General features: G+C 59.0%; 16 protein-coding genes and 1 pseudogene. 15 read left to right on the top strand and 2 right to left on the bottom strand.

Annotated features, from left to right (window positions below; translation table 11 throughout):
* Positions 1-98: 98 nt before the first annotated feature.
* Together ilvD and AC06FE_RS16930 are read left to right on the top strand one after the other, a co-directional pair.
* Positions 99-1937 carry a dihydroxy-acid dehydratase gene (gene ilvD / locus AC06FE_RS16935; RefSeq protein ID WP_313255073.1) on the top strand — a complete coding sequence of 613 codons (1839 nt, stop codon included), beginning with the start codon at positions 99-101 and terminating at the stop codon, positions 1935-1937.
* A 30-nt stretch (positions 1938-1967) separates the two neighbouring features.
* Entirely contained in the window at positions 1968-2564 is a 597-nt protein-coding gene (locus tag AC06FE_RS16930; RefSeq protein ID WP_478073703.1) for a hypothetical protein, read from the top strand.
* On the opposite strand, the gene AC06FE_RS16925 is transcribed toward AC06FE_RS16930, so the two are convergent.
* Positions 2525-3604, bottom strand: coding sequence for an integron integrase (locus AC06FE_RS16925; protein WP_478073724.1), 1080 nt, complete (start codon positions 3602-3604; stop codon positions 2525-2527). The two genes, AC06FE_RS16930 and AC06FE_RS16925, sit on opposite strands and share 40 nt — an antisense overlap.
* Before the next feature lie 191 nt (positions 3605-3795).
* Between AC06FE_RS16925 and AC06FE_RS16920 the strand changes: the two genes are divergently transcribed.
* From AC06FE_RS16920 to AC06FE_RS16865, 12 genes and pseudogenes are all read left to right on the top strand, one after another.
* Positions 3796-4374, top strand: coding sequence for a hypothetical protein (locus AC06FE_RS16920; protein WP_478073702.1), 579 nt, complete (start codon positions 3796-3798; stop codon positions 4372-4374).
* A 73-nt stretch (positions 4375-4447) separates the two neighbouring features.
* Positions 4448-4843 carry a hypothetical protein gene (locus AC06FE_RS16915; protein ID WP_478073701.1) on the top strand — a complete coding sequence of 132 codons (396 nt, stop codon included), beginning with the start codon at positions 4448-4450 and terminating at the stop codon, positions 4841-4843.
* A gap of 643 nt (positions 4844-5486) precedes the next feature.
* Positions 5487-6050: an NMCC_0638 family (lipo)protein gene (locus AC06FE_RS16910; RefSeq protein WP_478073700.1), complete on the top strand. Its 564-nt coding sequence runs from the start codon at positions 5487-5489 to the stop codon at positions 6048-6050.
* A 938-nt stretch (positions 6051-6988) separates the two neighbouring features.
* The gene (locus tag AC06FE_RS16905) at positions 6989-7549 is read left to right on the top strand and encodes a hypothetical protein (RefSeq protein WP_478073699.1); all 561 of its coding nucleotides are present in this window, start codon (positions 6989-6991) and stop codon (positions 7547-7549) included.
* Between the two features lie 2 nt (positions 7550-7551).
* Positions 7552-8079 (top strand): demethoxyubiquinone hydroxylase family protein, encoded by a 528-nt coding sequence (locus AC06FE_RS16900; protein WP_478073698.1) that lies wholly within the window; start codon positions 7552-7554, stop codon positions 8077-8079.
* A 523-nt stretch (positions 8080-8602) separates the two neighbouring features.
* Positions 8603-9469, top strand: coding sequence for a DUF1570 domain-containing protein (locus AC06FE_RS16895; protein ID WP_446541669.1), 867 nt, complete (start codon positions 8603-8605; stop codon positions 9467-9469).
* Positions 9470-9861: 392 nt separating this feature from the next.
* Positions 9862-10137, top strand: a complete 276-nt coding sequence (locus tag AC06FE_RS16890; protein WP_192288271.1) for a hypothetical protein — start codon at positions 9862-9864, stop codon at positions 10135-10137.
* A 54-nt stretch (positions 10138-10191) separates the two neighbouring features.
* Complete coding sequence (locus AC06FE_RS16885; RefSeq protein WP_478073697.1) at positions 10192-10479, top strand: hypothetical protein; 288 nt, start codon at positions 10192-10194, stop codon at positions 10477-10479.
* A gap of 59 nt (positions 10480-10538) precedes the next feature.
* Positions 10539-10850, top strand: a pseudogene (locus AC06FE_RS16880) (DUF5076 domain-containing protein).
* Between the two features lie 67 nt (positions 10851-10917).
* On the top strand, positions 10918-11241 hold the full coding sequence (locus AC06FE_RS16875; protein WP_478073696.1) for an energy transducer TonB: 324 nt from the start codon (positions 10918-10920) through the stop codon (positions 11239-11241).
* A gap of 66 nt (positions 11242-11307) precedes the next feature.
* Positions 11308-11748, top strand: coding sequence for a hypothetical protein (locus AC06FE_RS16870; protein ID WP_446541665.1), 441 nt, complete (start codon positions 11308-11310; stop codon positions 11746-11748).
* 384 nt (positions 11749-12132) lie between these two features.
* Positions 12133-12504, top strand: a complete 372-nt coding sequence (locus AC06FE_RS16865) for a DUF2695 domain-containing protein (protein ID WP_478073695.1) — start codon at positions 12133-12135, stop codon at positions 12502-12504.
* An 8-nt stretch (positions 12505-12512) separates the two neighbouring features.
* Here AC06FE_RS16865 and AC06FE_RS16860 read toward each other — a convergent pair whose 3' ends face one another.
* On the bottom strand, positions 12513-13016 hold the full coding sequence (locus tag AC06FE_RS16860; protein WP_313255047.1) for a hypothetical protein: 504 nt from the start codon (positions 13014-13016) through the stop codon (positions 12513-12515).
* Between the two features lie 87 nt (positions 13017-13103).
* Between AC06FE_RS16860 and AC06FE_RS16855 the strand changes: the two genes are divergently transcribed.
* Complete coding sequence (locus tag AC06FE_RS16855) at positions 13104-13592, top strand: hypothetical protein (RefSeq protein WP_478073694.1); 489 nt, start codon at positions 13104-13106, stop codon at positions 13590-13592.
* The last annotated feature ends 153 nt before the right edge of the window (positions 13593-13745 follow it).

Here is a 13745-nt window from a genome sequence, read left to right as displayed (position 1 = left end):
CCAACCATTCCACCCCGCCGGATGGTTGCAACAGCAACCGGGATCTTGATGCAGAATCGCCCACACACGCTTCTGCCAGCCCTTACCTGCTCGCCCCCATGCCTGAATACCGCTCGAAAACCTCCACCGCCGGCCGCAACATGGCCGGCGCCCGCGCCCTGTGGCGCGCCACCGGCATGACCGATGGCGATTTCCACAAGCCCATCATCGCGGTGGTCAATTCCTTCACCCAGTTCGTGCCCGGTCACGTGCACCTGAAGGACCTTGGCCAACTCGTGGCGCGCGAGATCGAGGCGGCCGGCGGCGTGGCCAAGGAGTTCAACACCATTGCCGTGGACGACGGCATCGCGATGGGCCACGACGGCATGCTGTACTCGCTGCCCAGCCGCGAGATCATCGCCGACTCGGTGGAGTACATGGCCAACGCGCACTGCGCCGATGCGCTGGTGTGCATTTCCAACTGCGACAAGATCACCCCCGGCATGCTGATGGCCGCCCTGCGCCTGAACATCCCGGTGGTGTTCGTGTCCGGCGGCCCGATGGAGGCCGGCAAGACCAAGCTGGCCGACCACAAGCTCGACCTGATCGACGCGATGGTGGCCGCCGGCAACGAGGCCATCAGCGACGAACAGGTGGCCGTGATCGAACGCAGCGCGTGCCCCACCTGTGGCTCGTGCTCGGGCATGTTCACCGCCAACTCGATGAACTGCCTGACCGAGGCGCTGGGCCTGTCGCTGCCGGGCAACGGCACCGTGGTGGCCACGCACAGCGACCGCGAGGCGCTGTTCAAGCGCGCCGGCCGCCTGATCGTGGAGCTGTGCCACCGCTGGTACGGCGGCGAGGAGGCCAACGTGCTGCCGCGCGGCATCGCGACGTTTGAGGCGTTTGAGAACGCGATGACGCTGGACATCGCCATGGGCGGTTCCACCAACACCATCCTGCACCTGCTGGCCGCCGCGCAGGAGGCCGAGGTGGCCTTCGACCAGCGCGACATCGACCGCCTGTCACGGCGCGTGCCGCAGTTGTGCAAGGTGGCGCCGAACACGCAGAAGTACCACATCGAGGACGTGCACCGTGCCGGCGGCATCATGGCCATCCTCGGCGAGCTGGCACGCGGCGGCCTGCTGCATACCGACGTGCCCACCGTGCACAGCCGCACGCTGGGCGCGGCCATCGCCGACTGGGACGTCACCCAGACCCAGGACGCGGCGGTGCACCAGTTCTACAAGGCCGGCCCGGCCGGCATCCCGACCCAGGTGGCCTTCAGCCAGTCCACCCGCTGGCCCTCGCTGGATACCGACCGCGCCGAGGGCTGCATCCGCGACGTCGCGCATGCCTTCTCCAGCGAAGGCGGGCTGGCCGTGCTGTACGGCAACCTCGCCGCCGATGGCTGCGTGGTCAAGACCGCCGGCGTGGACGAATCCATCCACGTGTTCGAAGGCAACGCCCGCGTCTATGAAAGCCAGGACGCCGCGGTCAAGGGCATCCTCGGCAACGAAGTGCAGGCCGGCGACGTGGTGGTGATCCGCTACGAAGGGCCGAAGGGCGGCCCGGGCATGCAGGAGATGCTGTACCCGACCAGCTACCTGAAATCCAAGGGGCTGGGCAAGGCCTGCGCGCTGCTCACCGACGGCCGCTTCTCCGGCGGTACCTCGGGCCTGAGCATCGGCCATTGCTCGCCGGAAGCAGCCGGCGGCGGCACGATTGGCCTGGTCCGCGACGGCGACCGCATCCTGATCGACATCCCGCAGCGCGGCATCAATCTGCTGGTGGACGAGGCTGAGCTGGCCCGTCGCCGCACCGAGCAGGAGGCCAAGGGCTGGAGGCCGGCGCAGGCCCGCCCACGCAAGGTCAGCACCGCACTGAAGGCCTATGCCCTGCTCGCCACCAGCGCCGACAAGGGCGCCGTGCGTGACAAGGCCCTGCTCGACGGTTGACGCCCCGCGCGGGGGCGGCAGACTGGTGCGATGGACACCGCCCCGACCCCGCTGATGCCCCGCGCGATCTGCCACTGGAACGACCAGCCCTACCGGCTGACGGAGGCGCAGCTGGGTGCATTCGTCAACGAGCACATCCCTGCCCTGATCTGGGACTTCGACATCCAGGCCGAACGCATCGACCCCGATGACGTGCTGCTGGACGAAGACGACCTGCCACCGGACAGCCTGCACCTGCGCATCCACGACTGCCCCGCCTTCCACAGCGGCCCGGGCGAAGTGACGCGCTGGAATGACATCGCGGGCAAACACATTGCGCTGACCGGCGAGGATGAACCGGAAGTGCTGGTCTACACCGGCGAGCATCTCGGCCTGACCGACGGCGCCTTCGAGCTGCGCGAGATCGACGGCCGGCTGTGGATCCACCTGCACGGACACTGCGATGGCATGCACGGCCCGGCGCGCATCGTGCTGGATGCACCGCTGGACTTCGGCACGATCGCCTGCGGCCGCAGCGACGAAGCCCATGCACGCGCGCGCATCGCCAGCGTAGTGGACCCGGCGCACTACACCTTTGAAAGCGACCGCTATGGCGTGGCCCGCTTCAGGCCGATCGGGGGCCGCTGAGCGTCGGCCGCCATCCCCTCCGCCTGCGATGGCGGCACGGGCAGCAGGTCCAGCGGGCTGCAGGCACCGCCGGCGCCTCGCCCCAACACATGCGTATACAACTGCGTGGTCGTCACGTCCTTGTGCCCCAGCAGTTCCTGCAAGGTACGGATATCGCATCCCGCATCGAGCAGGTGCGTGGCGAACGAATGGCGCAGCGTGTGGCAGGTCGCCGGCTTGAGGATGCCCACCTGCAGCCGCGCACGCTTCACCGCCCGCTGCAGTACCTCCTCGCTGAGGTGATGCCGGCCGCGACGCCCCGTGCGCGGGTCGCGCGAATGCATCCGCGAAGGGAACAGATACTGCCAACCCGGCGCCGCATCCGCGTTCGGGTACTTGCGTGCAAGTGCATGCGGCAGATGCACCTGCCCCCTTCCATCGGCAAGATCGGACGCATGCAGTGACACCGCCCAGCACCGTTGCCGCAACAAGGCGGCCTTCAAGGACATCGGCAGCGGCACACGCCGGTCCTTGTTGCCCTTGCCGCTACGCACGCAGATTTCAGCGCGGGCGAAGTCGACGTCCTTGATCCGCAGCCGCAGGCATTCCATCAACCGCATGCCGGTTCCGTACAGCAGGCGCGCCATCATCGCGGGGGTACCGTCCGGCATCGCGCCGAGAAGCTGCCTCACCTCCTCCTTGGAGAGCACCACTGGTAGACGCCTGGGCCGCTTGGCCCGGACCACATTGTCCATCCACGGCAACGTCACACCCAGCACGTGCCGATACAGGAACAACAACGCGGACAAGGCCTGGTTCTGTGTCGCCGCGGCCATGTTGCCGTCCATCGCCAATGCGGTCAGGAAGGCGACGACCTCATCCGCCCCCATCTCACGAGGATGCCGCTTGCCGTTGGCCAGAATGAAGCGCCTGATCCATCCGACATAGGCCTGCTCGGTACGCCGGCTGTAGTGCAGGACCCGGATCTGGCGGCGCACCTGCTCCAACAACCTCGGGGGCCGACCTTGCGTTATGCCGGATGAAACAGGGGTGTAATCAATATCACGGCTCCAAAGCGGTAGTTTTCCGCGAGCTTGGGGCCGTCAAGGCGCCGCTGGAATGGATTAATTGATTGATTCCCCGTGGGAATTTATTGGTTTGAAACCCGACAGGAACAGGCGATACTCGCGCTACACCGCTGTTCGGCGGTCTACTTAGAGTTAGGGCGCTCATTTCAATTTCAGGGGGGCATGTGGCAACTAAGAAGAAGCGAGGCCGGCCGCATTTCGGCTATTTTATTTTCGATTGTCCTTCTGATCATGAGATAGATGGCTCTCTTGTGACTGAGAGTGACGCCATCCGTTCCGTTTTGTGGAACAAGAGTCTAGGTGGACGACTGAAGGGGCTTCGACTCACTACGGCGGACTCGTTTAAGGATGCAAAGGAGCGCAAGTACACGGGAGTGCGCTACGTTCATCTGGGCGGACATGCGTCAAAAAACGGCATTGCCTTCATCGGGGGATCAGTCAAATGGCAGGACGTCGCGACAAAGCTGACGAAGTTCTTCCCGAAGCTAGCCGAGGGTGAGCAACGTGTTCTTACGTTGTCCTGCTGCCATTCCACCGACGGCGTGAAGGCGATGCGCCCCATACTCAAAGGTCATTTCACCGCGATCTATCACTTTAAGTCGGAGACGATCGGATTTTCGCAGGCAATGACGATTTGGAGCATGTTTTACCTCAAGAAGAAGCTGTCACGGCCTCACGGCGCAATCATGAAAGACATCAATACTTTCATGGGAGATGAGGTGCTTGGCGGAGTCACGCCCTAACAATTCGTCCAAGCCGACGCCACTTCGTGGCGCGGCTTAACTCAGGCGTTAGCCCTCATGAGAAATTGAATCGATGCGAGACCTAAAAGCTGGCCGTGACATCAACGTCGATGGCGACTTCATCATCAACGACAACTCCCAGAACCACAAATTGCTGATGCACTGCTCAAACGACGAGCTTCTGGCAGAGGAGCCACTGCGGCGTCAGCGCCTTTCGGAGGAGCGGGCGGTGAAGTTCAATCGATTCTTGTCGTTCATAGCCGTTGCAGCCTCATTGCTCTTTGTAGCGGGCGTCTGGGGTTGGTTTCACGGCAAGATGGACTTTTTCTCGCTTACCGTTGGCGGTGCAGGCTTCATGGTTGGGGTGGCCTCGTTGAAGATCTATGAGCGTCCTACCGTCTTTGAGCAACGGCAGTTGGCCGCCCTGGCGGAGATCAACATGCTCCTGCGTGAACGCGGCGTTCGATAAAAGAGGGCTAACCCGTCATTCCAGCGGACCGCCTACGGCGGCCGCTGAATTCAAATGTTAGGGCACATATGAAGCGTTTTGGATATCTTTTGGCATTACTACTAAATGCTCCGGCGCTCGCTGCCGGCCCGCCTCCGGTGGAGTATCCACAAGCGTGCGCTCCAACCTACTGCGTTCAAATAACTGCCACTACCCCTGATCAGCCGAAAGAATTTGTCATCCAACATGATGCCAGGACGGGCGCCGCCACGATGACTGTAGACATGGGTCGAGGGTTCTTCGTTGCCTTTAGCTCCAAGTACGTCGAATCGCGCTTAAGTCATACGAGCAGTGAGAATCGGTGGATACAACGTGATGACAGCGCATCAACATGGAGATGCCTGAAGTGCGGCACCATAAGGGGAAAGGACGAGGTTCTCGGAGTCGTACTGCGAGGCATTCCTCCAAGTTATGACTTCAGTAATTTGGGCTTGTCTGTTTGCGTTTGGCCGCTAGACATGGCAGCCGCTGGCTACGGGGACGGCAGATCAATGCGGCTTGACGAAAAGATCTGCATCTCCGCAAATGCACCCTAACAATTCATTCAAGCCGACCCCGCTTCGCGGGTCGGCTTAACTCAGGCGTTAGCCTTCCGAGACAAATCATGCGCAAGCTCCCAGCAACTGCGGTATTGCTTCCGGCTCTTGCGGCGGCATCTCCACCGCCAGATAGCATCAATGACCTTTTCGCTGGTACATGCATGAAGCACTTCTACTCGCAGGACAACCTTCGGAAGGCAATGAGCGATACCCCGGAGGCTCCCCCCGAGAAAGCAGAGTTCTTTCTTGGTGGTAATCCTGGCAAAGCATGGTTCGTGATAGCACCGTCCACTGCATACGTGGTCGCACTCCGCGATGATGCGGTTTGCGCTGTTTTTGCGCAGCGCGCCAACCCCGATCAAGTTCGTATCGGTTTCTCGGCCTTAGTGGGCACGGCTCCGGAACCACTCGTGGCTGCGGTACAGGAAGCAACTGGGTTAGGCCCCAACGACGTTCACACTCGCACCACGGCGTACTCTTGGTCACGGCCCGAGGACAAAGATGAGCTTCTTTTTGTCCTTACTACTTCCACCAGTAACCATGCCACTGCTCAAGCCATGGCTTCAATGTCACTAGTCGGCAAGGCTAACAATTCGTCCAAGGCGATGCCGCTTCGCGGCACGCCTTAACTCCAGCGCTAGGGGAAATTGTGGTTTTTCATAGTTCTCCAATACTAAGAGCCTCAATAATATTCGGATCGCTCGGGCCACTACTTGGACTATTGGCCTTACTAGCCATCTCTATCATTAAAAAGCAACGGAAAACTTTCTTATGCCGCAGATGGGTTCGTCTCCGCGGCGCGATTGCTATTGTTCCTTGCATATCTTTTCGGCCTAATTCCTTCCCTTTTCAGCGGCATCATCTTTGGGCTCATCTGTCGCATTTTCTTCCAAAGCAGGTGTACCAACTTCTGGATGGCTTCAATCCTAGGCACAGTCATTGGATTCTCTACCACCTTCTTATGGTTACTCATCGTCACGCTCTCGACGTCTGACCTTATCGGAGCAATCCCATTCTCTTCGATCGGAGCATTTGCAGGCTGCGGATGCGCTCTCGTATTTAGATGGCGCAACATAGCCTCTAACAATTCATTCAAGCCGAAGCCACTTCGCGGCGGCTTAATCCCAGAGTTAGGCCGCTTATGCAAGCTTCAAGCGAACCCACACATAGGCACTCCAGCACTCCGTTGAGTCAGTGGATTGTGCAGGTACCTGCGGAACTTCCCTTCGACGCCGTTGGCCTTTGGCAGATTGTGCCCGTTTTTCGGCAGGATTTTGGACTGGCTGGAGATGCATTGGTTCAAGCTGTCCGTGCAGCCATCAGAGCGCTAATTGAGGCGGGTGCAATCCCCGTCCAAGGGACGGACCTCCCTATGCGCTGGGTACCACGGCAAGATTTGGCGGCTTCTGGTGAGCGCGGGGTGGAACTCATCGTAGAGTATTGGCAAGCACTGGGACGCGATCCTCATGTTGGGGATGTTTGGCTCACCCTCCCGCCGGACGCGGCCTAACAGTTCATTCAAGCCAACGCCGCTTCGCGGTGCGGCTTAATTCCGGAGTTAGACCTTATGTTCGTTCTCTCGGCGCAGTTGGATGCAGATGGCGAGCAGAACGCGCCGTTTCGGCGCTACACGGAATACCTAGAGCAGAATCGCTCGCTGTTTCCTGCGGCTGCGTACGATCTCGCTTCCTCGGGCCTCCTCCTCAATGCATCTGATCCCAGTTGCCCGCATGACGCTTGGCTTGAGTGGGCCACGTTCGAGGAACCTTCGCAAGGAGAGCGCCGTGAGATTAGGTCGCTGAGCCTTAGGGTTCGCCTGCTAGGGGCGTACCACGACCGTTACATTGAGCTCTTCTATCCAGAGGTGTTCTCCTACACCATGAGCGATGCTCGCTCTGCAGCCGGTCACTTCGATTGGCGCTACAGCGAGATTCGCCTGAGCGCCAGCGGCAACGTGATCCACGAGATCGAGTGGGCCGGCGCGCCAGGTTTGGAGGCACGCTGGGTTATCGAGGCATCGGATGTGCAACTACGGACCTACCCACTGGATAGTATCCAACAATTCATTCAAGCCGAAGCCGATTCGCGGCTCGGCTTAATCCTGGCGTTAGGGCTCACATGGAAGTAATCATGCAACCTGTAGCCAATTATCTTGGCGACCGCATCATCAAGGTCAATCACGCCGGCGAGCATGGCGCCATAGGCATCTACACCGGTCAGATCCTCATGGCCAGACTGACCGCGCCAAAGATGGTCGCTGAGCTTCGCGAATTCCGCTCACATGAGCAACGGCATCGGGCCATCTTTGGCGATGAGCTGCAGCGGCGTGGCCGTCATCGCTGCCGTAGCTACTGGCTTTGTGGCATGGGCGGCTTCCTACTCGGGGCCATAACTGGCTTGCTCGGTAGCAGCGCTATTGCAGCAACTACCACTGCCGTTGAGAGTGTCGTGCTTCGCCACCTTGAGTATCAACTCGTTGTGCTGCAGGGCCATGACCCTTTCGCCGTATCAGCAATCTCATCCATTGTCGCTGAGGAGCAACAGCACCACGACCAGTCTTTGGGGCACGTCCAAGCTGGTACATTCTGGCCCAGGGTTCTCACGCCCATTGTGTCCGCCTCGACCGAGGCAGTTATTTGGCTGGGCTTGCGGCTGTGAGCCCTAACAATTCATTCAAGCCGACGTCTCTTCGCGGCGCGATTTGACTCCGGAGTTGGGTGGCATGGAAGGTTCTATGCGACTTTTGACGAAAGCTCTGGTCATTGCGGCCACGCTCTCACTCATTACTGGCTGTGCGCACACTACGGGGCCACGGATGGAGCCGTCTCACGTCGCAGATGAGGTTGGCTTTCCCAAGTTCCGAGTTTCGGTTCCGCTTAGCCAAGATGAAGTATTGGCAAATGCCCGGTTCACCGGAGTATCAGCTCCGGAAACTCAAGTTGACTGGACCAGAATGAAGGCGACGTACCGCCTAGGCGATCGATTTCGGTTCGTGTCCTGCGTATCGGGCAAGCACCTCGGAGCACCTGGTTACTCCTTCTTCGGCCTGTTCCGCGGCAACAGCGTCGCCCTCCAGATGTTCCAAATCATTGACAACTAGAGATGCGTCGCGTGCCGCCTAACAATTCATTCAAGCCGAACCCGCTGCGCGGGTCGGCTTAATTCCGGAGTTAGGGCCCGCATGTCAAAGCTTCCGGCGGTTGCAATCGCGTTGATCTTTCTGACAAGCGGGTGCACTGAGGCGCCGCAGCCTCAAGAACGTTCTGCGGCTGATCGGACCTACATCCCGGTCACCTCTCTTCGCACGAGCCACTACATTCTTCATTCGTCGGCGAGTGAGACAGAGACCAAGTCAGTATCGATAGCCGTTGAGTCTCTCTATAACGCATACGTTCGTCTGTTCCCACCCAAGTCGCCCGCGGCTGAGCTCAACCTAGTACTGTACAAAGACCAGGTCGAGTTCAAGCGGCACAGTCGAAGCTCACCGTGGGCAGAGGCTTACTACAAGCGGCCCTACTCATACGCCTACCCAGGAACTGGCGAGAATCCGCATCACTGGATGCTACATGAGGCCACGCACCAACTTCTTGCAGAGGCTGGTGGCTACAGGCCGCGTCGCTGGCTCAATGAGGGCATCGCCAGCTATTTCGGAGCCAGCGCCCTTCTGGATGGTTCTTTGGATCTCGGCCGACCAGACCCGGCCGCGTACCCCATCTGGTGGCTCAAGGACGTGCGTATAAATCCCAATGCTCCGCCAACTTTTCAGGAGAGGCGCCTGCCTTCGCTGGAGCAGTTGGTCGAGGACACTGGCCCGCCTATTGGAGAGAACGTCAACCACTACTACATTGCCTATTGGAGCCTCGTTCACTACCTTTTTCACGGCGACAACGGAGCTCATCGGGTGGCAGTCCAAGCCCTGCTTGAGCAGCGCGGCTCTCCACAAGCATTCAAACAGCTGGTTGGTGCTTATGACGTCGTCGAACCTCGCTGGCATGCTCACCTTGCCGACTTGGCTAGTGGCCAAGCAGGCATCGGGCGTGGACCCTAACAATTCATTCAAGCCGAATTCGCTTCGCGGCTCGGCTTAACTCAGGCGTTAGGCGCTATACGGATGCTTGGCCAACTTCTAGATTCTTGGCAATTCAATTTTTGGCGAGGCCTCGTCAGCCTTTGTGCTGGCTTGCTGGCCATTTCGCCCTGCCTGTTGGTCCCAAACTTGCGGCGCAAGATCCTCAAGGTCGCCCCAGACATTGAGGCTATTGGATTGATCGCACTGGTAGTGGCCATCGTTGCCATTGGGTGTTACAACCACTTCGGCAGCGCTAGTGGCGCCTAACAGTTCATTCAAGCCGAACCCGCTTCGCGGGTTGGCCTAATTCCAGAGTTTTGCATCGCATAAGCGTTCCCGCGACACAACAGACCAACTTACCGTCAGCCTATATGACCCATTTGTATCGCTACATACCAATCTGGCGTCGCGTACAGAGCGGCGCAGTTCTTTATCGTGTCTTTGAGGTCATCGGCAGTGGATTCACTGTTCAAAGCAAGGACTTCTTCCACGCAGACGCACCGACTGGTGCCGCGGCATCGCTGGAAGCACAATTCTTGGAACTGTTGATAGAGCAGGATCCACATCACCGGTTCGGAGCTTCATCTACGATTGAAGCGGCTGTTCTGGCATTCGACCAGCACTTTGAGTCTGCGGCCGATGCCTAGCAGTTCATTCAAGCCGATGCCGCTTCGCGGGTCGGCTTAACTCCAGAGTTAGGCATGAAGGACAGATCTGTGCGCGTTGACTTAGCCCTCTTTGACGGCGACGAACTAATGAACCGTAGCAGCTTCCGCGTCGGTGTCGCCGAGCTCGCAAGCTATTCCCCGCTGTTCAAAATCACTCACAAGCTGGGGCAGGAGGCGGCGGATGTTGTTCTTTCAGAGTTCCCGACACATGTTGACCTCAAAACAATCGTTCTTAAGATGCCAATCCATGAGTCCTCTGATTGGGAATCAATCGACATGGGTAGGTACTCACTGGCATTCTGGTGTCGGCTTGATGCCTAACAGTTCATTCAAGTCGATCCCACTCCGCGCGCCAGCTTAATCCCGGAGTTAGACCCACTATGAAGCCACTAGTAATCCCACCTGCAGCGCAACGTGACGACAAAGCGATCCAGATGCTCAGTGCTTGGATTGCTGAGTAAGGCCAGCACTGCACGATCAAGGTGGGGCTTTGGCAGGACAGCGGCCGTGATGAGGCCCCTGCATGGGGTATTTTCCTTGCAGACACCATTCGACACATAGCTAATGCGCTTCAAGAGCAGTATGGGCAGCCTGCATCTGACACCATTTCCGCAATCATGGAATCGCTCCATGATGAGCTGAGCGATGCAACTTCTGATGCCAAAGGCTCCTTTAGTCATGGCCATGGGTAACCGGCCTGACAGGTCATTCAAACCGACGCCGCTTCGCGGCGCGGCTCAATTCAGGCGTTAGGCGGCTATGAACTTCCACTGGTTGCTCCTTTCACTGGCAACGGCGGGCGCTACCACGCCCCACAACTCATGCATGTCGTCAGACCCAGAGCTCATCTATTGCCCGGCGCCAGAAGCACCTCGTATTGCAGAGCTGCGTGGTCGCACAGTTACACGGGAGCTGCAGATCGATCCGGACGGTTCAGTTCGTTCCTCCACGGTACTTTCATCATCTGGCCACTCAGCTTGGCCTAGCGCCGCACAATCCGCGGTGGCAAAGTGGCGCTATTCGGCGGATTCGGCTTCTCGTACACGAAAGGTTCCTTTCGACTTCCAGGTTGGCAGTCCTTAGCCGCCTAACAGTTCATTCAAACCGAATCCGCTTCGCGGGTCGGCTTAATTCCAGAGTTAGACTTTCATGGATATGTCAAAACAACCGCTGATGAATCAAACAGCGCGATTTCTTATCTGCGCTGTTGTCGTACCCATATTTGTGCTTATAGGCCTGCTTCTAAACGGCATGATTGCACCAAACGTCAACGTAACCGGCGAGTTCGCCGGATGGATGGTCATTTTTGTAATGACCATCGTCCTTCCTATGCATTTGGTCACCCTGGTTGTTACTTACCTGCTGGCGAAGAACAGGTTTTCATTCAGGCGGCCCCTCACAACAATTTTCATGTCGTGCATCTTGATAGCCTTGGCGATCATGCTTTCCAAGTCTTCCAATCCATTCTCTCTTGTGTTCTCGGTGACAACAGTACCTCTATCTCTCGTCTCTTACGTCGCCACTGCTGGGCGCATGGACACCAAGCCTGAAAATTCATCCAAGCCGACGTCGCTCCACGACGCGCCTTAACTCTGGCGTTAGACAAAAATAGTCATCCCCATGAGCGATCCAGTCTTTACATTCCAACCCCGCTGGAAAGAGGAGCTGCTATGTTCCTGCTCCGAAGGTTCGTTCGTCCTGGAGATGCCGATGGGAATTGTCTCGGTTTATCTGCCATCACAGGATCAATGGCCCGTCAAAGCACCGTCCTGGACGAAAGGGTACTGGACCGCACTCCAGACACAACTCAGCCAATGGTGCGCAGAGAATGACCTCCCGCTTTACATAGAGGACTCGGCCCATGTTTGGTAGTTGTCACGGGCAGCGGCCTGACAGCTCATTCAAGCCGAGCCGCTTCACGGTGCCGGCAGGCTCTGTACCTGGGCATCACACGTGCTGTCGCCTTGTTGAAATATGCTTCTCATGGACCAAGGCTTGGCAGTTCAGTCGGGCCGAAGCTGCTTCATGGCCGGGCATGGTTCCGGCAACTCGCAACTCGCAACTCGCAATCGGACACATCACATGACAGACGCGCCCCCCATCCCTCTCTCTTCCCTCAGGGACATCTTCGATCACCTGGACCGTACGAGCATGACCGGCTACGAGTGTGATCATACTTTTGCGCTCACAAGTACCTTCCTGCAGAAGAATAATCTGCCCGTCGAGGCGACGCTCGAATGGCTGGGGGAGAACGGCGCGGGCTGCGATTGTGAAGTGATCTTCAATGTTTGCCCGGAATGGGAGGACGCCGTTGGCTACACCCCACCAGACGAGGACGACGCCTGACGGATCAGTCAGGTCGACGCCACTCCGCGGCGCAGCGTGATACCAGAGCCAGGCCGAGGAAAAGCATGAAACGCATACTTTTTGTTCTGCTTGCCGTGTTGATTCCATCCACCTCCTTCGCCGGGCTTCCCTTCGAGGCTACGCTTGAGGAGATGGCTGAGGGCGCGGATCACATTCTGATTGGTCGCATCATCGGCGTTGACATGATCAACAGCAGAGGCGAGGCCGTCCTGGACAGAGAGGCAGCGACTGGCCCCGGGCTCGATAACACCATCAGGCTCCTCATTGCGGTGGATGAGGTTCTTGTCACAAATGTCGCCACTGTGCCGAACGTTCTGCCGGTGCCACTGGCAAGCCATCTGCATTACCGGCTCGGACAGATCGCTGACGCACATGACGGCGATACGGCTGCCCGGCTCGTGCTCCTTGAAGGCAACGACTTTGTCGGTGTGAAGCCCGGTGTTTTCATGCGTCCATTGAGTGACAAAGATGAAGCCCTGCGCATCCATCATGCAGCACATCCATAGGCCTTGGCCTAGCAATTCATTCAGGCCGATCCCGCAGCGCGGATAGGCTGAGGCCTTGGTACTTACAGCGACATGGACGAATCATTCGCAAGGGAACTCGAAGGCATCCGTTGGTTCCAGTCCTGCGGGCAACCACTCCCGCTGTCACTGCCCTTTCCCGTCGCGCAGGTCTCGGGCTGGTCACAGGCCCTCAGCCTGTGCAGTGACCAAGCGTGGGAGGACGTCACCCTCGAGGCCAGGAACCGGCTGACGCAGTTCCTGCACACGCGTCATCGTGATGCGTACCAGCAATGGAACCATATCGCCGCCGCTGCGAAGTCACGCATCGATGCGCCGGTGTGCGATCTGATCTGGCGCCCGTTCGCAGAGCAACAGGGGCTTGGCAAGGCGTTCACGGACGCCGTCTCCTGGGATGTCCTGGCCGCCGTGATGGAACACGCGTATCGGGACTGCTCCGGGCGCCCGACGTTCTTCCTCCAGCTGCTCCAGGTGTATCGCGCCGGGCATTTCCCGTGCGGCTGGTCCGGGGACTGGCCCGACGGCATGCTACTGGTCTGGTAGCGTGGGCAAAGACGATTCATCCAACCGGAACGACACCAGCGAGGGCACGCGCAGATCGCCCGATAGCTGGGGCCGGCATCCACCTCGGCATCAATGGCCTCCTCACCCCGAGGGTGGCCGCTCCCCGGCCGCAGGCTTTGGTACCGTCTCCCA

Source organism: Stenotrophomonas sp. Steno-C18 (assembly GCF_056393195.1).
The sequence above is the reverse complement of the archived record's forward strand: the minus strand, read 5'-3'. Positions and strand labels throughout refer to the sequence as shown.